Origin of the sequence: Photobacterium atrarenae, assembly GCF_024380015.1 — a bacterium.
GTDB lineage: Bacteria > Pseudomonadota > Gammaproteobacteria > Enterobacterales > Vibrionaceae > Photobacterium > Photobacterium atrarenae.
The window spans coordinates 2,978,689-2,998,511 of the sequence record NZ_CP101508.1 but is presented as its reverse complement, the minus strand read 5'-3'; the positions used below and the strand labels follow the sequence as shown (position 1 = coordinate 2,998,511).

Below are 19,823 nucleotides of genomic sequence, written 5' to 3'. Positions count from 1 at the left end.
TTATAAGCCGAACGCCCGCGCCTCAGCGGGCGTTATTGTATGGTCCATCGATAGGACACGTTGACCGCATTGCCGGGACACAGGAATAAAGGAATCACAATGACCCAGCCTGATCTGTTACTTGCAGCCTCTGAAAAGGCAATCCACAACCTTGAGCGTTCTCATCCCGAGCAACTGGCGGCCTGGCCGGCTGAGCGGCTGACTGAGCTGCGGCAGGTGCTGGGCTACAGTGATTTTGTGGCCGCAGCTCTGGTTCAGGAAGGCAGTTTGCTGCCCTGGCTGGCACAACACCTTGATGATAACGACCATGCCTCGACCTACCGTGAAGTGCTGGCGGCGCAGCTTGCTCTGGCAACCGATGAAAACAGCCTGATGCGCCAGTTGCGCCGGTTCCGGCGCCAGGAAATGGTCTGGATCGCCTGGCGCGATTTCACCGGCAAGGCCACGCTGGCGCAGAGCCTGGCCCACCTGTCACAGCTGGCAGAAGCGCTGATCATGGAAGCCTATAACTGGCTCTATCGCCAGTGCAGCAAGGAGTGGGGCACACCCTGTGATGCCAACGGGGTGGCGCAGCCGATGCTGATCCTCGGCATGGGCAAGCTGGGTGGCGGCGAGCTCAACTTTTCGTCGGATATCGATCTGATTTTTACCTACCCGGAAAACGGCGAAACTCAGGGTGGGCGGCGCAGCCTGGCCAATGCCCAGTTCTTTACCCGGCTGGGCCAGCGGCTGATCAAGGTGCTCGACCAGCAGACGTTTGACGGCTTCTGCTACCGGGTCGACATGCGGCTGCGTCCGTTCGGGGACAGTGGTCCGCTGGTGATGAGTTTTGCCGCGCTGGAAGATTATTACCAGGAGCAAGGGCGCGACTGGGAACGCTATGCGATGATCAAAGCCCGGGTGATGGGGCGCGAGAGTATCAGCCATTATCAGGCGCTGCGCCAGATGCTGCGGCCGTTTATGTTCCGCCGCTATATTGATTTCAGCGCCATTCAATCGCTGCGACGGATGAAATCGATGATCAGCAGCGAAGTGCGGCGCCGGGGCCTCGGTAACAATATCAAGCTCGGGGCCGGGGGGATCCGGGAAGTGGAGTTTATCGCCCAGTCGTTCCAGCTGATCCGCGGCGGGCGCGAGCCGGGCCTGCGTCACCGGGGGCTCTTTGACACTCTGGCGACCGTACGGGAGCTGGCGCTGTTGCCGGCCCATCAGGTGGATGCCCTCGAGCAGGGATACAGCTTCCTGCGCCGGGTCGAGAACCTGCTGCAGGCCATTGACGATAAACAAACCCAGACCCTGCCGGACAAACCGCTGGATCAGCTGCGGCTGGCGACTGCGCTCGGTTATGAAGACTGGGCGGCCCTGCACCAGGCCATCAGCGGCCATATGGCGGCGATCCACCAGGTCTTTGACGAGATTATCGGCAGTGAAGAAGACGAAGAGCAGGCCGCCATCGACGCCCGGTTCCATGAAATGTGGGCGATGGTGAAAAATGAAGAGGTGCTGCTGAGCATTTTTGACGAGCTGGCGGCGCCGGATGGGGCCAGCCAGACCAGTATTCTGCTGGGCATGAAGGCCGAGCTGTCCAAGCGAACCCTCGGCCCGCGCGGGCGTGAGGTGCTGGCCAAGCTGATGCCGGAAGTGCTGGCGCGGATCGCAACCCGGCCTGATGCCGTCCATGTGCTGGGGCGGGTGACCAAACTGATTGTCCGGGTGGCGACCCGAACGACTTACCTGGAGCTGTTGAGTGAGCACCCGGCGGCGCTGGATCAGCTGGTGCGCCTGTGTGCGGCCAGCCCGATGGTGGCCGAGCAGCTGACTCAGTATCCGATCCTGCTCGATGAATTACTCGATCCGCAACATCTGTATCACCCGACCCCGCTGGATCAGTACCAGGACGAGCTGCGTGAGTACCTGGCCCGGATCCCGGAAGAGGACATGGAACAGCAGATGGAAGCCATCCGTCAGTTCAAGCAGGCGCAGTTGCTGCGGATTGCGGCAGCCGATATCGCCGGGGCATTACCGTTGATGAAAGTAAGTGATCACTTAACTTATCTGGCAGAAGCGATCATTGCCGCGGTGGTCAATCAGGCCTGGTTGCAGATGGCGGAAAAATACGGCGAGCCGACCCATCTGCAGGATCGGGACGGCAAAGGGTTCGGCGTGCTGGGGTACGGCAAGATTGGCGGCTGGGAGCTGGGCTACGGCTCTGATCTGGATCTGGTGTTCCTCCATGACTGCCCGGAGCATGTCTACACCAACGGGCGGAAGGAAATCGACGGCCGCCAGTTCTACCTGCGCCTGGCGCAGCGGATCGTCCACCTGTTCTCGACCCGGACGGCGTCCGGCGTGCTGTATGAAGTGGATGTCCGGTTGCGACCGTCCGGTGCTTCCGGCTTGTTGGTCAGTACCATGGATGCCTTTTCGGACTACCAGCAGCAGGAAGCCTGGACCTGGGAACACCAGGCGCTGGTCCGGGCCCGCATGGTGTACGGCGATCAGCCGTTACAGCAGGCTTTTACCCAAGTACGCCAGGCAACGCTGATGCAGCCACGCGAGGCGGCGACCCTGCGGGAAGAAGTGGTGGCAATGCGTCATAAGATGCGGGATCACCTCGGCAGCCAGAAACCGGGGATGTTTGGCCTCAAACAGGATGTCGGCGGGATCACGGATATCGAGTTTATTGCCCAGTACCTGGTACTGCGCCATGCCAGCGGTGAGCGGGTACTGACTCGCTGGTCGGACAATATCAGGATTTTCGAGACCATGGCGGACTGCGGCATCCTCAGCCCGGCGCAGGCGGCAGCACTCAAGCAGGCGTACTGCCACCTGCGTGATGAAATCCACCGATTGAACCTGCTGGGGCTACCGGCTTATGTGCCGGAAGATCAGTTCCGGGCCGAGCGTGATACGGTGGCGCAGATTTGGCAGCAGTGCTTTCCGTCAGATGCAGACGGTTAGGGCTTGTGGTAGTATTTTTCCGTTTTTTCTATCCCGGAGATAATAATGAAACTGACACTTCCTGATTATGATCAAGCAGGTGTGCTGGTGGTTGGTGATGTGATGCTGGATCGCTACTGGTACGGCCCGACCGGGCGTATTTCGCCCGAAGCGCCGGTACCTGTGGTGAAGGTCGATCAGATTGAGGAGCGTCCGGGCGGCGCGGCGAACGTGGCGATGAATATCGCGGCCCTTGGCGGTCATGCCCGCCTGGTCGGTCTGACCGGTATTGACGAGGCAGCTAAGGCGCTGACTGAAAAGTTATCATCTCTGGACGTGCGCTGTGATTTCGTGTCGCTGCCGGATTACCCGACGATCACTAAGCTGCGGGTGATGAGCCGTGGTCAGCAGTTGATCCGCCTGGATTTTGAAGAAGGCTTCCATGATGTGAATGCCGACCTGATCCTGCCGCGCCTGCAACAGTCGCTGCCGAATGTCAAAGCGGTGATCCTGTCCGACTACGCCAAAGGCGCGCTGGAGCATGTCCAGGCCATGATCCGGCTGGCCCGTGAAGCGGGGGTTGCAGTGATGGTCGATCCGAAAGGCACCGAATTCGAGCGCTACCGCGGCGCGACCCTGCTGACGCCGAACCTGTCAGAGTTTGAAGCCGTGGTCGGCAAAGTGAAAAGCGATGACGACCTGGTTGAAAAAGGCCTGGGGCTGATCGAGCAGTTTGACTTCGATGCCCTGCTGGTCACCCGCAGTGAGCATGGGATGACCCTGTTGCAGAAAGGTCAGGAACCGCTGCACATGCCAACCCAGGCGAAGGAAGTTTACGATGTGACCGGTGCTGGGGATACCGTGATTTCGGTGCTGGCAGCCTCGGTTGCTGCCGGGAAATCCCTCTCCGATGCCTGTAAGCTGGCCAATGCCGCAGCCGGTGTGGTGGTGGGCAAACTGGGCACCTCGACGCTGTCGACCATCGAGCTGACCGACGCCATTCACGGCAGTCAGGACAGCGGCTACGGCGTGATCAGCGAAGCGCAGCTCAAGCAGGCGGTGAAAGCCGCGCGTGCCCGGGGCGAGAAAGTGGTCATGACCAACGGTTGCTTCGACATTCTGCATGCCGGCCATGTGGCTTATCTCAATGAAGCGGCCAAGCTGGGCGATCGCCTGATTGTCGCCGTGAACTCCGACAGCTCGGTGCAGAAACTGAAAGGACCGGGGCGTCCGGTGAACCCGGAAGATCGCCGCATGGCGGTGCTGGCCGGGCTGGGTGCGGTGGACTGGGTAGTGCCGTTCAGTGAGGAAACACCCCAGCGCCTGATCAGTGAAATCCTGCCGAGCTTGCTGGTCAAGGGCGGCGATTACAAGCCGGAAGAGATTGCCGGTGGTCAGGAAGTGATTGCTGCCGGCGGCGAAGTCAAAGTCCTGAACTTTGAAGACGGCTGCTCGACCACCGAGATCATCGAAGCGATCCGCGGTGGGCGCGGCTAAGCAGCATCAGGACGCCTGACGGGCACTGAATCACGCAATAAAAAAGCGCCATTTTATATGGCGCTTTTTTGGATCTGAACAGCGGTGACTCTGCTGTTACTTGCTTTCGGTCAGACCGGCATTGACGTCGAGGATGTCCTGCTCGCTCAGGGTGCCGACGGCTTGTTTCAGCTGCAGTTGGCTGATGATGTAATCGTAGCGGGCGTTGGCCAGCTGGCGGTTGGCATCATACAGGCGGCGGGTGGCATCCAGCACATCGACGATGGTCCGGGTACCGACATCAAATCCGGCTTCGGTTGCTTCCAGCGCCGAACGGGCCGACACCACAGATTGCTGGTAAGCGCGCAGGGCACCAATGGAGGCATTGATGTTGTTGTAGAACGCTCGCACGTCCTTGACTACGCTGCGGTAGGAGCCTTCCAGGCTTTCACTGGCCGAGACGTACGAATACTGGGCCTGCTTCACTTCGGAGGTCACGCGGCCACCGGTATACAGCGGTAGTTTCAGGTTAATCCCGGCGGTGAGGGTGCCGTCATCCGAGCGGTTGAGTTCGTTATAGTCATAACCGGCGTCAAAGGACAGCGTCGGCAGGTGGCCGGTTTCTGCCAGGGAGATCTGATCGCGGGCGATATCCTGGGCAATACGCGCCGTCAGCAGGCTCAGGTTCTCGGTTTCCGCATCTTTGATCAGTTGGGCGACGCGGGCTTGCGAACCACTGGCTGAAAAACGCTTGGTATCAAGAATGCTCAGGTCGGTGTGGGCCTGGCCGGTGATTTCCCGCAGCCCTTCGTAGCTGTTGGTCAGGCTATTCTCTGCCAGGATTTCATCGGCCAGTACGCTGTCGTACTCGGCCTGGGCGTCATGCACGTCGGTGATGGCAGACAGGCCGACTTCAAAGCGCTGCTTGGTTTGTTCCAGCTGACGGCCGACGGCGGCTTTTTCCGCCCGGACAAACTCGAGGTTGTCCATTGCCCGCAAGACGTCAAAGTAGGCATTGGCCACCCGGAGGATCAGGGCTTGCTGGGTGACCGCGTACGAAGCATCCCGCTGGCGGGCTTGTTTCTCGCTGATATCCAGGTTGACCCAGCTGGTGCGATCGAACAGGGCTTGGCTGAGTTGTAGTCTGCCATTGAAGCCTTCATCGTCCCCGTCCATCCGGGCCACATTGTAGCCGGCATCGAGGTTGATTTGCGGGAGTAGCTGGCTGCGGGATGAATTAATCGCTTCAAACGCTGCATCTCTATCGGCAGCAGCACGAAGCAGCTGAGGGTCATTCTGTTTGGCTTGTTGGTAGATCTCCGCGAGATCGTCCGCCAGAGCAGCTTGGCTCAAGCCGCCAAGCGCGACGCTAATAATAAGCGGAAGCAATTTTTTCATTGATGCCTTTCCTGATCCTGACAAAAACAGTGCAAAGATAGTCAGTCTACACCCAGGAACCTTGCCTGAAACTGATCATCGCTCATATTTTACTTGAATTTAACCTGATGTATTTTCGCATAGGTGATTGTAATCTATCCAACTCTAAATTTGGACTTAAAAAAAATCATAATATTTGTCATAAATGTTGAATTAAACCATTGCTGCCGGCGGCTATGAATGGAAAGATATATGGCAAAGGGAGATAACAGCATGAGTCATAAGCAAAGATCAGGCCCGGACGGCTTTAGTAAGGCTGATGTCGAGGTCCTGTCCACCGAGACCGCATACCAGGGTTTTTTCCGGATGGTGAAATATTGCCTGCGCCACAAGCTGTTTGCCGGCGGCTGGAGCGAGCCGCTGGAGCGGGAGCTGTTCGAACGCGGTCATGCCGCAGCGTTGCTGCCTTATGATCCGGCCACCGATCAGGTGGTGCTGCTCGAGCAGTTCCGGGTCGGTGCGCTGGCCGCTGATTGCACCCCGTGGCAGCTGGAAATTGTCGCCGGGATCATCGAGCCGGGCGAGAGCGCCGAAGACGTCGTCAGCCGCGAAGCCGCCGAAGAAGCCGGGGTGACGGTCAGCGGGTTAAAAAAAATCACCCGCTACCTGTCCAGTTCCGGCGGTTGTTCGGAAACGCTGGATGTCTTTGTCGGCCGGGTGGACAGCAGCCAGGCCGGGGGGATCCATGGCCTGGCCCATGAGGGCGAGGATATCCGGGTCTGTGTGGTCTCCCGTCAGCAAGCCTACCAGTGGGTAGAATCTGGTAAAATTGAAAATGCCGCCTCAATCATTGCGCTACAATGGTTGCAACTAAACTATTTAGACTTGCAGGCACAAACTCAGTAACCAGTCCACAGGCTTAAGGACTCCGATTGAATAAACGATACACCGTCGATCTTGCTGGTATCATGCGACTGTATGAAACCAACTATGCGAAGCTGCTCCCATTACTGCCAAAAAGTGATCAGGTAGGAGACGTGTGCGTCTACCAGGTTCGTGATCTGGAGTATCAACTGGCTATCACCGAATCAACCCGCTACACCACGCTGGTTGAGCTGTGGCAGCGCTCGGACGGCGAGTTGCCTTCGTACCTGATCCCCCGGCTGACGGTCAGGCTGTACCATGATGCCAGAGTCGCAGAAGTGTGTACCGCCCAGCAGATTTCCCGGCTGAAGCCGCGGTATGATTACCCCAATTTGCGAATGCATCAACAAGATGAAAAATATCAGGTCAATCGCTTTTTGGGTGACTGGCTGGCCTACTGCCTCAAGCATGGGATCAGCAAACAATCGGTTTGTTAACAGTATTAAATAAACAAGGTTTTTGACGTTTTGCAGACGTATTCTCTGCCGCAGACGAACCCCGACAGCGTGGTTCTCCTTCAAATCACCGATACCCATTTATTTGCCGATGCGGCAGGTAGTCTGCTGGGTGTCGCAACCCGGGACAGTTTCCACGCAGTGCTGGATGCTGTGGATGCGGCTGCCCGGCCGTTTGATGCTGTTGTGGCGACCGGTGATATTTCACAGGATCATACCAAGCAGTCCTATCAGCGCTTTAGCGACGGGATTGCCCGCTGGTCCCAGCCGTGCTTCTGGCTGCCGGGTAATCATGACTATCAGCCGAGCATGCGCGCCGTCTTGCCGTCGCCGCAGATCAAGCCGTGTCAGCAGGTGCTGGCCGGCGCGCACTGGCAGGTGATCCTGCTCGACAGCCAGGTCCAGGGCGTGCCTCACGGCGAACTCAGCCTGGCCCAGCTCGACATGCTGGAGCAAGCGCTGGCTGCCCACCCTGAGCGCCATGCCCTGGTGCTGCTGCACCATCATCCGCTGGAAGCCGGTAGTACCTGGCTGGATCAGCACAAGCTGCACAATGCCGAAGCGTTCTGGCAGGTCGTGGATCGCTATCCGCAGGTCCAGGCCATTCTGTGCGGTCATATTCACCAGGAGCTGGACCGGCTGTGCCGCGGGGTTCGGGTGCTGGCGACGCCGTCGACCTGTATTCAGTTTTTACCGGACTCGCATGACTTTGCGCTCGATCCGCAAAACCCGGGTTGGCGCTATCTGGAGCTGACCAATCAGGGCGAAGTGATCACCCAGGTCTTCCGGATCGCGGGCGATCAGTTTCAGCCGCAATTTGATGCCGGAGGATATTGATGAAACCGTCCCTGCTTCTGTATTTGCATGGCTTTAACAGCTCGCCGCAGTCACTGAAAGCGCAGCAGATGGCGGACTACTGCCGCCTGCACCGGCCGGATATCCGGGTCGAGATCCCACAATTGCCATGTTACCCGGCAGCGGCGGCTGAGTTGATCGATCAACGGGTTGCGTCCGCTTTGCCGAACTACCGGATTGGTCTGGTGGGCAGCTCACTCGGCGGCTATCTTTCGACCTGGCTGAGCCAGCGTTATGATTTACCGGCGGTGCTGGTGAACCCGGCGGTGAAACCATACGAGTTGCTGGCCGATTATCTGGGGGAACAGCAAAATCCGTATACCGGCGAGCGCTATACGCTACAACCGCAGCATATGAATGAGCTCCGGCAACTGGATGTGGCTGACATAGCTGCCCCGGCGCGTTTCTGGCTGCTGCAGCAGGAAGGCGACGAAGTGCTGGACTATCGCCAGGCCGTGGCCAAGTATGCCGCTTGCAAACAGACGGTGGAGCCGGGGGGCGACCACAGTTTCGTCGGATTCGATCGTTTTCCTTCAGAAATCATTGCGTTCCTTGGGTTATAACCTGACTTGGCCGGCGCTGAAAGCGGCCCGGCGGGTGGAGCGCGACTCACAATTGTGGCCCTTATCCGGACCCTCAGCTTGACAACCGGGCTGGGGTTACTGAGTATTGTGGCAAAAATTTTCTCGTAAATTTCCGTATATATGACAGATCAGAGCTATAACGCTGGCGCCATTGAGGTTCTCAATGGCCTTGAGCCCGTACGACGTCGTCCCGGGATGTACACGGACACGGCGCGGCCGAACCACCTTGGCCAGGAAGTCATCGATAACAGTGTCGATGAGGCGCTGGCCGGACATGCCCGTAAAGTGGAAGTGATCCTTCACGCCGACCAATCCCTTGAGGTGATTGATGACGGCCGGGGGATGCCGGTGGATATTCACCCGGAAGAAGGGGTGTCCGGGGTTGAACTGATCCTGTGTAAGCTCCATGCCGGGGGGAAATTCTCCGGGAAGAACTACCAGTTCTCCGGGGGGCTGCACGGGGTCGGGATCTCGGTGGTCAACGCCCTGTCGAACCGGGTTGAAGTGACCGTCAAGCGTGATGGTCAGATCTACCAGATTGCCTTTGAGCACGGGGACAAGGTTTCTGAGCTGGAAGTGATCGGCACCTGTGGCCGCCGGGTCAAAGGGACCCGGGTGCATTTCTGGCCCGATGCCCGGTACTTCGACAGCCCGAAATTCTCTGTTTCACGCCTGAAAAATGTCCTCAAGGCCAAAGCGGTGCTGTGTCCGGGGCTGGAGATCATCTTTACTGACAAGGTCAATGATGAAGTCCTGCGCTGGTGCTATGAAGACGGCCTGAAAGACTACCTGGCCGAAGGCGTCAAGGGGTATACCCTGCTGCCGGAAGAACCGTTTACCGGTGCGTTCAGCGGCCAGACCGAAGCGGCCGACTGGGCCTTGCTGTGGCTGCCGGAAGGCGGCGAGCTGCTGACGGAAAGTTACGTCAACCTGATCCCGACTGCTCAGGGCGGGACCCATGTTAACGGCCTGCGTCAGGGGCTGCTCGATGCCATGCGTGAGTTCTGTGAATTTCGCAACATGCTGCCGCGCGGGGTCAAGCTGACTGCCGATGATATCTGGGACCGTTGTGCCTACGTGCTGTCGGTGAAAATGCAGGATCCGCAGTTTGCCGGTCAGACCAAAGAGCGTCTGTCGTCCCGTCAGTGTGCCGCCTTTGTCTCCGGGGTGGTCAAAGATGCCTTCAGCCTGTGGCTTAATGAGCGGCCGCAGCTGGCCGAGCAACTGGCCGAAGTGTGTATCAGCAATGCCCAGCGCCGGATGCGCGCCAGTAAAAAGGTAGTGCGCAAGAAAATCGCCTCGGGCCCGGCCCTGCCGGGGAAACTGGCTGACTGTTCACAGCAGGATCTCAGCCGGACCGAGCTGTTCCTGGTTGAGGGGGACTCGGCGGGTGGCTCAGCCAAGCAGGCGCGGGATCGCGATTATCAGGCTATCATGCCGCTGCGCGGAAAAATCCTGAATACCTGGGAAGTCTCGGCCGATCAAGTGTTGGCCTCGCAGGAAGTCCACGATATCTCCGTCGCGCTCGGGATTGACCCGGACAGCGACGATCTGAGCGGCCTGCGATACGGTAAAATTTGTGTGCTGGCGGATGCGGACTCCGATGGTCTGCACATCGCGACCCTGCTGTGTGCGCTGTTTATGAAGCACTTCCAGGCGCTGGTACGGGCCGGTCACGTGTTTATTGCCATGCCGCCGCTGTATCGGATCGATCAGGGCAAAGAGGTGTACTACGCGCTGGATGAAGCCGAGAAAGAAGGCATTCTCGAGCGCCTGAGCGGCAAACGCGGCAAGCTCAACGTGCAGCGCTTTAAAGGTCTGGGTGAAATGAACCCGATGCAGTTGCGTGAAACCACCATGGACCCCAATACCCGTCGCCTGGTTCAGCTGACGATTGATGACGATCAGCAAACCTCGGAAATGATGGATATGTTGCTGGGTAAGAAGCGGGCGGAAGACCGCCGTCACTGGCTGCAGTCGAAAGGGGACATGGCCGAAGTGTAAGCGGCTGGCCGCTGAGCGGGGTTGCCATCACGCCCGCAGACTCAAGATATTCGCCGCTGGTTCTTGGACCGGCGGCGCACCAAGAATGATTGAACGGAATACCCCACGATGACTGATGTCTCAATGGATGGCGTTGAACAGCTTCCGCTGCGGAAGTTTACCGAAGACGCCTATCTCAACTACTCCATGTACGTGATCATGGATCGTGCCCTGCCGTTTATCGGCGACGGCCTCAAGCCGGTGCAGCGCCGGATCGTCTATGCGATGTCCGAGCTGGGACTGTCGGCCACGGCTAAGTATAAAAAATCGGCGCGGACTGTTGGTGACGTGCTCGGTAAATACCACCCCCATGGTGATTCGGCCTGTTACGAAGCCATGGTACTGATGGCGCAGCCATTCTCTTACCGTTACCCGCTGGTGGACGGCCAGGGCAACTGGGGCGCACCGGACGACCCGAAATCCTTCGCGGCGATGCGTTATACCGAATCGCGCCTGTCCCGTTTCTCGGAAGTCTTGCTGAGTGAGCTGGGCCAGGGCACCGTTGACTGGTTACCGAACTTTGACGGCACCATGAAAGAGCCGAAAATGTTGCCGGCGCGCCTGCCGCATATTCTGCTCAACGGGGTGACCGGGATCGCCGTGGGGATGGCGACCGATATCCCGCCCCACAATGCCCGCGAAGTGGCACAGGCGGCGGTGCACCTGATTGAGAATCCGAAAGCTGATCTGGACGAGCTGATGGGCTTCGTCAAGGGGCCGGATTATCCGACCGAGGCGGAGATCATCTCGCCAAGCAGTGAGCTGAAGAAGGTCTATCGTACCGGTCGCGGCAGCATCAAGATGCGCGCGGTCTGGCATAAAGATAGCGGTGATATCGTGATCACCGCGTTGCCGCACCAGGTTTCCGGCGCCAAGCTGCTGGAGCAAATTGCCAACCAGATGCGGGCCAAGAAGCTGCCGATGGTTGATGATTTGCGCGATGAATCGGATCATGAAAACCCGACCCGGATTGTCATTGTCCCGCGTTCCAACCGGGTTGACTGCGAGCAGCTGATGAACCACCTGTTTGCCTCGACGGACTTGGAGAAGAGCTACCGGGTCAACCTCAACATGCTGGGACTGGATGGTCGCCCGCAGGTGAAAGGTCTGGTGGAGATCCTTGGTGAGTGGCTGACCTTCCGCCGCGAGACGGTTCGCCGCCGCTTGCAATACCGCCTGGACAAGGTCAAGGCCCGCCTGCACATCCTTGAAGGTTTGCTGGTGGCCTACCTCAACATTGATGAAGTGATTGAGATCATCCGCACTGAGGATGATCCGAAAGCCGAGCTGATGGCCCGTTTTGGCCTGACCGAAATCCAGGCCGATGCGATCCTGGAAATCAAGCTGCGCCAGTTGGCGAAGCTGGAAGAGATCAAGATCCGCGGTGAGCAGGACGAGTTGTCGCAAGAGCGCGATAAGCTGGAGAAGCTGCTGGGCTCAGAGCGCCGCCTGAATACGCTGATCAAGAAAGAGCTGTTGGCCGATGCTGAGAAGTATGGTGATGACCGCCGCTCGCCGCTGGTCGAGCGCGAGGAAGCCAAGGCATTGACCGAGCGTGATCTGGTGCCGAGTGAGCCGATCACTGTGGTGTTGTCGGAGAAAGGTTGGATCCGTCATGCCAAGGGCCACGAAGTGGACCCGACCACGCTGAGCTACAAGTCCGGGGACAGCTACCAGGCCCATGCCCGGGGCAAGAGCAACCTGCCGGCGATCTTCCTGGCAACAGATGGTCGCAGCTATGCGCTGGAATCCCATACCCTGCCGTCGGCCCGGAGCCAGGGCGAGCCGATCACCGGCCGCCTGAACCTGTCACCGGGTACCAGTATGCGTCAGGTGCTGATGGCTGAAGATAATCAGCTATGGCTGATGGGCTCTGATGCCGGTTACGGCTTTATCTGTAAGACCACAGATATGGTGTCGAAGAACAAGAGCGGAAAGGCCTTGCTGACGGTGCCGGAAAATGCCGAAGTGATGGCGCCGCAGGTGATTGGCGATATCGAGCAGGATGAGATCCTGGCGATCACCAATGAAGGCCGGATGTTGCTGTTCCCGATCAAGGAGTTGCCGCAGCTGGGCAAAGGCAAAGGCAATAAGATCATCAATATTCCGGCCGCCCGGTCGAAGGCCCGCGAGGAGTTCCTGTCGCAGCTGGCGGTGTTGCCGGCCAATGCCCAGATCACGCTCTACGCCGGGAAGCGCAAGCTGGGGCTTAAGCAAACGGATCTGGACAACTTCCGTGGTGAGCGCGGCCGTCGCGGCACCATGCTGCCCCGTGGCTTGCAGCGGGTGACCCGGATGGAAATTGAGCTGCCGGGCGGCAGTGCGGATGAAGCTTAATTCAATCTATGCATCATGATAAATATCAAAGCCCTCAGTCGAGGGCTTTTTTGTGCCTTGCGGCCAGAACTGCGTAAATTCTCCACGAAAGAGGTGTAATTTCCTGCTCTCTGAGTATACTAGCGAACGCTTGTACGCTGAGGAGAGTTTCATGATTTTTGTATTGCGAGTAATTGCGATCGCAATGTTTGCCGTAGTGATGTTTGTGTTTGGCTGCGGTTACTGTTTGCTGAGTCCCCGGAACCCGAAGCATGTGCATACCTTCGGTCGTCTGTTCAGCAAGATGTCCCGGGTATTCGGGATCAAGCTGGAAATCCGCTATGCTGAAGGGGCGCATCAGGTCGGCTCAAGCGTTTATGTCGCCAACCATCAGAACAATTTTGATTTGTTCACGGTCTCCGGTGCGGTGATGCCCCGTACTGTCACCGTGGGCAAGAAAAGCCTGGTCTGGATGCCGTTGTTTGGCCAGTTGTACTGGCTGACCGGCAATATTCTGATTGACCGCGCCAATCGCAGTAAGGCGGCCGGGACCATCGGCCAGGTGGTTGAGAAAATCAAGCAACGCCAGGTGTCGGTGTGGATGTTCCCGGAAGGCACCCGCTCACGCGGCCGTGGCCTGTTGCCATTTAAAACCGGGGCGTTTCACGCTGCGATCGGTGCCGGCGTGCCGGTGGTGCCGATTGTCTGTAGTTCGACCGAACATGTGAAGATGAGCCGTTGGGACAACGGGGTGGTGATTGTTGAAGTGATGCCGCCGATTTCGACCGAAGGCTATACCAAAGAAGATGTGCGTCAGTTGTCGAATACCTGCCGTGAGGCTATGGAAGCCAAGTTGGCTGAGCTCAATGCCGAAGCGATTCAGCGTGCAGCCAAGCAGTAACAGCTAAGCTGGTTGGCAACAGTGGAAACCACAAAAGGACATGCCCGGCGTGTCCTTTTTGTTTGATAACAGATCCAGAGAGAAGATGGCACAAGAGCAGGTCGTATTAGTTGATCCTCAGGGACGAATATTGGGATCCCAGGAAAAAATGCAAGCGCACCGGGATGGTGCCCTGCACCTGGCATTTTCAGTGTTGCTGTATCGCGAGCGCGCGGGCGGCCGGGAATTTCTGATGCAGCAGCGGGCGCGCGGCAAGTATCACAGCGGCGGGCTGTGGACCAACACCTGCTGCTCCCACCCGCGTCAGGAGGAGCCCCTGGAACAGGCCGGGATCCGCCGCCTGGCCGAAGAGATGGGGATCACCGGTGTCACGCGGCTGGATGATATCGCCCGCTTTATCTATCGCGCCGAGCTGGATAACCAGTTGATTGAGCATGAGTTGGACCATGTGCTGGTGGCCTGCGTGTCGGGCCTTGAGATCGTGCCGAACCCGGATGAGGTGATGGCGCACTGCTGGTGGCCGGAGGAGAAGCTGGCGCAGGCAGTGGTTGAGACGCCGGAGCGATTTACAGCCTGGTTCCCGCAGGTGCTGGCTTATGTCCAGGAGGCTTGCTGAATCCTGCCCTGCGGCGATCAAAAAAGCTGTCCGGCGACAGCTTTTTTGATCATATGTCGGAATCGGGCAATCGCTTATTTGCGCACGGCAATCGCTTCGATTTCAATTTTGACGTCTTTTGGCAGACGCGCCACTTCAACGCATGAACGAGCCGGGTAAGGCGCGTTGTGCTCATCGAAGAATTTACCGTATACCTCGTTGACGATACCGAAATCGTTCAGGTCTTTGACAAACACAGTCATCTTCACGATATCTGCCACTTTCAGGCCGGAGGATTCAACCACAGCTTTGACGTTGTCCAGCGACTGACGCGCTTGCTCAGCGATGTCGTCGGAAACTTCGCCGGTGGCCGGGTTGACCGGGATCTGGCCGGAAGTCAGGATCATGTTGCCCAGATCGACGCCCTGAACGTAAGGGCCGATCGCTGCCGGTGCCTGATCGGTGTGGAGTACTTGAGTCATTGATTGTCCTTACTCAGTCAATTACAACTAGTTCGTGAGGGCTTTAGTGTGCAGCTCAAATCGGTTGAGGTCAAAGAGTTTTCCTGTGACCGCGGCATGATTTTTTATGCTAAATCGGGATCCCCAGCCGGGCCTTGACCACCTGCTCACACTGGGTGATTCGGCTGATGTCTTTCGGAGCGACCATCACGGTGTCATTGCCGCCGACGGTGCCGAGGATCTCGGCGTGGGGCTGGACATCGATCAGCCGGGCGACCAGTTGCGCGCTGCCGGGATGGGTCTTGACCACCACGACCAGCTGGTTGTGGGTAATGAACTCGATCTGCGAGGCGATGGACGAGCCAACCTGGACCGGCTCACTTTCGACCGTCAGGCAGTAGACTTTCTTGCCGTAAGCATTGGGGATTTTGGCGACGCCCAGGCGCGAGAGCAGCCGTGAGACCGTCGACTGGCTGACATCGTCATAGCCCAGGTCGATCAGCCGTTGGCGAATGTCGTCCTGGGTGGTGAAGCTTTGTTGTTGAAGCAGGCGCTTACAGGCCGCAGCGATATTTTCATCGGGGGGTAATGTATTCATCGCGCCGTGCGAATGGGCTCCAATCACGGGCAACTCCTTTATCACTCTATCGGAAACAGGGATCGTATCTTGATACTTTATTTGCATGACTTTGCATAAGCATCATATCAATAATAAAAACGGGGTTTCTTGACCCCTATCACCAAAATAATATCCCACGAATATCCTTACTGACTGCCACGATATTCGGTTTCGCTGAACAGGTACCGACGCTTGGTCGGTGCATGGACCGGTGCGTCAGCCGGTTGCTTGGCGGCCAGCTGCGCGTCCTCTGTAGCCTGGGGGTGCAGCCCGGACAGGGACTCGGCCGGGCTGGCCGGCGTGGCTTGTTTGGCGGGCGGGATATAGGTCGGGGCTACGGGGATCCGGCTGCCGGTTTGGACCGTTGACGGGGCGGTGACTGACGTGTTATCGGCCTGGATCGAACGGAGCTGGTTTGCCTCGGTTTCGGGAAGCCCGGTTGAAAAGCTGTGGGTCTGGGCCAGTGCGACAGGAGGCTCGCCGGGGCGGTTGAGCTGGTGGACGTAAGGAGAGACCTGGATCGAGGCCAGCGCCGGGGTTGCCGCGGTGGTAGCGATGCCGAGGGCGTCAAGCCAGTCGAAGATGAGCGTTGCCGGTACAAACTGGCTATAGCGGGCGGCAGGGCGTAAGTTGCGCAGGTCTTCGGGGTTGTTGACGATCGCGACGGTGATCCCGACGATTTCGCCGTACTGGTTAAATACCGGTCCGCCGCTCATGCCTGACATCACCGGGGCATCACTAAGCGAGTAGAGGCAGTCAGTGTTGGTATCAATCACATCCTGCAGGTACTTGCCCTTGCCTTTGATGCTGTTGCCGAGCAGCGAGTGGCCGTGATGCGAGACAGGCTGATCCGGGTAGATCAGGCCCCAGGTCGGAATAAAATCGGCGTGGCGCCGGATCAGCGACAGATCACAGAAGGGGTGATGGATCACCTCAAAATCCCATGACAGTTTGGCGACATGCTTGGCGGTGATCATGTACTGGTCGTTGACCGGTACGGCTGAGCCGAATCCGCCCAGCAGCAACGGGATGCCGACCACCACCATCTGATTGGCGTGGTGGTTGCTGGCCGGGCTGACCGGGCCGTTGCTCATGACGCAACTGGTCAGCAGCAAGCTGAAGCAGAGAAGGGGAAGCTGATGCGGGCGGAGCAGATGCAGGAGATTCAAGTGTGCCAACAACGTCATGCCACTTTCCTTTGAACAGAGTAAGCCGGTGAGACTGGCGTGTACCGGGGTGGTAGACCAGGGATAGCCTGGCGGTATTGTTCAAAGGTAGCGGGGGAGGGCACGTGGATTTGTGTTAGAAATGAGAATAAAAAAACCAGCTCACGGGTGAGCCGGTTATCTTATCTCTTTGACAGGACTGGTGATGATCCCGGGTGTGTTAATTACACTCGGTGACGATCTCGCGGGAGAAGACTTTTTCGCAGTATTTGCACTTGAGCTGGACATCATCCTGCTTGGCCCGCACGGTAAAGCTGCTGTCAACCGGTTCACCATGGGTAATGCAGTTGGTGTTCGGGCACTTGAAGACGCCGCGAATGTGCTCCGGTAGCGACAGGGTCAGCTTTTTCACCACTTCGTAGTTTTCAATCTGATTCACGGTCGCTTTCGGGGCGTACAGGGCCAGCTGGTTGGCTTGCTCTTCGCTGATGAAGGTGTTTTCAACCTTGATCAGATCTTTGGCTCCCAGAGCCGAAGAAGGCAGGTTCAGGCCCACGGTCACGCGTTGATTGGTACTGTCCATCTTGAACAGTTTCAGCACCTTGATGCCTACATTGGCCGGAATATGGTCGATCACGGAACCGTTCTTGATGGCTTCAACCTGTAGTTGGGTTTCTTTGGTCATGATGGTCATCTCCTGCTTAAAGTTCTTCGTTCAGTACCAGGGCCAGTAGGGCTTGGCGGGCATACACGCCGTTTTCGGCTTGCTGGAAGTAGTAGGCGTACGGGGTTTTGTCGACATCGACCGTGATTTCGTCGACCCGTGGCAGCGGGTGCAGCACTTTTAGGTTATCGCGGGCTTCTTTGAGCATCTCGGCGGTCAGGATATAGGCCGCTTTCATGTGGGCGTATTCGGACTCGTCGAAGCGCTCTTTCTGCACCCGGGTCATGTACAGCACGTCGAGCTGCGGGATCACCTCTTCCATGCTGCCGTGCAGGCTGTAGTTGATCCCGGCCTCATCCAGCTCCTCGCAGATGTAATCCGGCATCGCCAGCACTTCCGGCGCGATGAAGAAGAAATTGATGTTGTTGAACTTGGAGAGTGCCTGGGTCAGTGAGTGGACTGTGCGGCCGTACTTGAGGTCGCCGACAAATGCGACGTTGAGGTTATCCAGCCGCCCTTGGGTTTCGTAGATGCTGAACAGATCCAGCAGGGTCTGGGTCGGGTGCTGGTTGGCGCCGTCGCCGCCGTTAATCACAGGCACACCGTTGGAGAATTCTGAAGCCAGGCGGGCAGCCCCTTCCTGCGGGTGGCGCATGACATAGGCATCGACGTAGGAAGAAATGACCTGGACCGAGTCGGCCAGGGTCTCGCCCTTTTTCGCCAGTGAAGTATTGCCGCCGTTATCAAAGCCGATCACGGTGCCGCCCAGGCGCTGGATTGCGGTTTCGAAAGACAGGCGGGTGCGGGTCGACGGCTCGAAGAAGCAGCTGGCGACCACTTTGTTTTTCAGCAGCTCTGGGTTTGGCTTCGCTTTCAGTTGCCCTGCCGTTTCCACAATAAGTTCAAGTTCACTTCGGTCGAGTTCCGGAATGGAGATAATGTGTTTTTGAAACAACGTATTCGCCATGGCTGCTATTCCCTTTGATTAATGATTGAACACTGCGCTGATGCTGGCAGCAGACAAAAAAAAGCCCCCTAAATCAGGAGGCTTTTCTTTCAAAATGGCAAAAACAGAAAAACGAGACCAGCGCCGATGTTCGGCGGATTCGCGTCAGGTTGTGATGCGCTGCGTGGTTCATTTTCCGGTGCCCTTTTGACAAATTGCGAAGGATTATACGCCCATTTTTTGTGAGCGCAAGCGTTTGCCCAAACTATTCACAGGGTGGAAATTTATGCAGTTTTTGCGCCGTTGGTTGAGTAAGGGTGGTGATGAAAAAATGATTTTTTAACAGTTAGTTATGGTGTTTTTGGGGGAGGTGGTGGCTGAAGGAAAATGCACCCGCCGGATCGGGGGACGGCGGGTGCATGGGTGAGGTGGGTGAGCTTAGCTGCCCAGGGTGGCCACCATCACGGCCTTGATGGTGTGCATGCGGTTTTCTGCTTCATCAAAGACAATGGAGTGGTCCGATTCAAACACGTCTTCGGTCACTTCCAGCCCGGCCATGCCGTACTTCTCTGCCACTTCTTTACCGACGGTGGTTTCGTCGTTGTGGAAGGCCGGCAGGCAGTGCATGAATTTCACATGCGGATTGCCGGTCGCTTTGATGACATCCATATTCACCTGATACGGCGTCATCAGTTTCACACGCTCATCCCAGGCTTCTTTCGATTCGCCCATGGAGACCCATACGTCGGTGTAGAGGAAGTCACAACCCTGAACCCCTTCCTGGACATCTTCGGTCAGGGTGATCTTGGCGCCTGTCTGCGCGGCAATGTCGCGGCACTGGGCTACCAGATCTTCTTCCGGCCAGAAGGCTTTTGGCGCCACCAGGCGGATATCCATGCCCATTTTGGCTGCGCCGACCATCAGCGAGTTACCCATGTTGTTGCGGGCATCGCCCAGGTAAGCGAAGGTCATTTCATGCAGTTGCTTGCCACGGCCGTGCTCTTGCATGGTCAGGAAGTCGGCCAGGATTTGGGTTGGGTGGAATTCGTCTGTCAGGCCGTTCCAGACTGGCACTCCGGCGTACTGGCCCAGCTCCTCGACGATCTCCTGGCCAAAGCCGCGGTATTCAATGCCGTCATACATGCGGCCCAGGACCCGGGCAGTATCTTTCATCGATTCTTTGTGGCCGATTTGCGAGCCGGATGGACCAAGGTAAGAGACCTGGGCACCTTGATCAAATGCTGCCACTTCGAATGCACAGCGGGTGCGGGTGGAGGTTTTTTCAAAAATCAGGGCGATGTTTTTACCGGTCAGGCGTGGCTGCTCATAACCGTTGTACTTGGCTTTTTTCAGCTCGGCAGACAGCTCGAGCAGGTGCTGAATTTCGCGTGGAGTGAAGTCTAGTAGTTTCAGGAAGTTACGGTTGCGAAGATTAAAAGCCATGATGTTTTCCTCTCGATATTCGATATCTCTCGGGCCGGCCAGTTCGGTCAGTTGCGGA

17 protein-coding genes are annotated in these 19,823 nt (G+C 57.6%); 10 read left to right on the top strand and 7 right to left on the bottom strand.

Features of this window, described 5'->3' with window-relative positions:
* Positions 1 to 99 precede the first annotated feature (99 nt).
* Together glnE and hldE are read left to right on the top strand one after the other, a co-directional pair.
* On the top strand, positions 100 to 2,961 hold the full coding sequence (glnE, locus tag NNL38_RS13890) for a bifunctional [glutamate--ammonia ligase]-adenylyl-L-tyrosine phosphorylase/[glutamate--ammonia-ligase] adenylyltransferase (protein WP_255388609.1): 2,862 nt from the start codon (positions 100 to 102) through the stop codon (positions 2,959 to 2,961).
* Between the two features lie 45 nt (positions 2,962 to 3,006).
* Positions 3,007 to 4,437, top strand: a complete 1,431-nt coding sequence (hldE, locus tag NNL38_RS13885; protein ID WP_255388608.1) for a bifunctional D-glycero-beta-D-manno-heptose-7-phosphate kinase/D-glycero-beta-D-manno-heptose 1-phosphate adenylyltransferase HldE — start codon at positions 3,007 to 3,009, stop codon at positions 4,435 to 4,437.
* A gap of 96 nt (positions 4,438 to 4,533) precedes the next feature.
* On the opposite strand, the gene tolC is transcribed toward hldE, so the two are convergent.
* On the bottom strand, positions 4,534 to 5,814 hold the full coding sequence (gene tolC / locus NNL38_RS13880) for an outer membrane channel protein TolC (protein ID WP_255388607.1): 1,281 nt from the start codon (positions 5,812 to 5,814) through the stop codon (positions 4,534 to 4,536).
* Between the two features lie 252 nt (positions 5,815 to 6,066).
* On the opposite strand from tolC, the gene nudF reads away from it, so the two are divergent.
* The 8 genes from nudF to idi all read left to right on the top strand — a co-directional run bounded on the left by nudF (position 6,067) and on the right by idi (position 14,487).
* A complete protein-coding gene (gene nudF, locus NNL38_RS13875; RefSeq protein ID WP_255388606.1) occupies positions 6,067 to 6,699 on the top strand; it encodes an ADP-ribose diphosphatase in 633 nt (210 codons plus the stop codon).
* Positions 6,700 to 6,725: 26 nt separating this feature from the next.
* Complete coding sequence (locus NNL38_RS13870) at positions 6,726 to 7,154, top strand: DUF1249 family protein (protein ID WP_255388605.1); 429 nt, start codon at positions 6,726 to 6,728, stop codon at positions 7,152 to 7,154.
* A 30-nt stretch (positions 7,155 to 7,184) separates the two neighbouring features.
* Positions 7,185 to 8,009, top strand: a complete 825-nt coding sequence (gene cpdA / locus NNL38_RS13865) for a 3',5'-cyclic-AMP phosphodiesterase (protein WP_255388604.1) — start codon at positions 7,185 to 7,187, stop codon at positions 8,007 to 8,009.
* Positions 8,009 to 8,590: an esterase YqiA gene (yqiA, locus tag NNL38_RS13860; protein WP_255388603.1), complete on the top strand. Its 582-nt coding sequence runs from the start codon at positions 8,009 to 8,011 to the stop codon at positions 8,588 to 8,590. Before cpdA ends, yqiA begins: the two co-directional genes overlap by 1 nt.
* 141 nt (positions 8,591 to 8,731) lie before the next feature.
* Positions 8,732 to 10,615: a DNA topoisomerase IV subunit B gene (gene parE / locus NNL38_RS13855; protein WP_255388602.1), complete on the top strand. Its 1,884-nt coding sequence runs from the start codon at positions 8,732 to 8,734 to the stop codon at positions 10,613 to 10,615.
* A 108-nt stretch (positions 10,616 to 10,723) separates the two neighbouring features.
* Entirely contained in the window at positions 10,724 to 12,991 is a 2,268-nt protein-coding gene (gene parC, locus NNL38_RS13850; protein ID WP_255388601.1) for a DNA topoisomerase IV subunit A, read from the top strand.
* A 151-nt stretch (positions 12,992 to 13,142) separates the two neighbouring features.
* On the top strand, positions 13,143 to 13,871 hold the full coding sequence (locus NNL38_RS13845) for a 1-acylglycerol-3-phosphate O-acyltransferase (protein WP_255388600.1): 729 nt from the start codon (positions 13,143 to 13,145) through the stop codon (positions 13,869 to 13,871).
* A gap of 85 nt (positions 13,872 to 13,956) precedes the next feature.
* A complete protein-coding gene (idi, locus tag NNL38_RS13840; RefSeq protein WP_255388599.1) occupies positions 13,957 to 14,487 on the top strand; it encodes an isopentenyl-diphosphate Delta-isomerase in 531 nt (176 codons plus the stop codon).
* Between the two features lie 74 nt (positions 14,488 to 14,561).
* Here the strand turns inward: idi and NNL38_RS13835 are convergent, their stop codons facing one another.
* From NNL38_RS13835 to NNL38_RS13810, 6 genes are all read right to left on the bottom strand, one after another.
* On the bottom strand, positions 14,562 to 14,948 hold the full coding sequence (locus NNL38_RS13835) for a RidA family protein (protein ID WP_255388598.1): 387 nt from the start codon (positions 14,946 to 14,948) through the stop codon (positions 14,562 to 14,564).
* Between the two features lie 109 nt (positions 14,949 to 15,057).
* Complete coding sequence (locus NNL38_RS13830) at positions 15,058 to 15,525, bottom strand: arginine repressor (RefSeq protein WP_255390655.1); 468 nt, start codon at positions 15,523 to 15,525, stop codon at positions 15,058 to 15,060.
* Positions 15,526 to 15,692: 167 nt separating this feature from the next.
* The gene (locus NNL38_RS13825) at positions 15,693 to 16,733 is read right to left on the bottom strand and encodes a serine protease (protein WP_255388597.1); all 1,041 of its coding nucleotides are present in this window, start codon (positions 16,731 to 16,733) and stop codon (positions 15,693 to 15,695) included.
* A gap of 199 nt (positions 16,734 to 16,932) precedes the next feature.
* Positions 16,933 to 17,397: an aspartate carbamoyltransferase regulatory subunit gene (pyrI, locus tag NNL38_RS13820; RefSeq protein ID WP_255388596.1), complete on the bottom strand. Its 465-nt coding sequence runs from the start codon at positions 17,395 to 17,397 to the stop codon at positions 16,933 to 16,935.
* Between the two features lie 16 nt (positions 17,398 to 17,413).
* Complete coding sequence (gene pyrB, locus NNL38_RS13815) at positions 17,414 to 18,343, bottom strand: aspartate carbamoyltransferase (protein ID WP_255388595.1); 930 nt, start codon at positions 18,341 to 18,343, stop codon at positions 17,414 to 17,416.
* Positions 18,344 to 18,760: 417 nt separating this feature from the next.
* A complete protein-coding gene (locus tag NNL38_RS13810; RefSeq protein ID WP_255390654.1) occupies positions 18,761 to 19,765 on the bottom strand; it encodes an ornithine carbamoyltransferase in 1,005 nt (334 codons plus the stop codon).
* Positions 19,766 to 19,823: the final 58 nt, after the last annotated feature.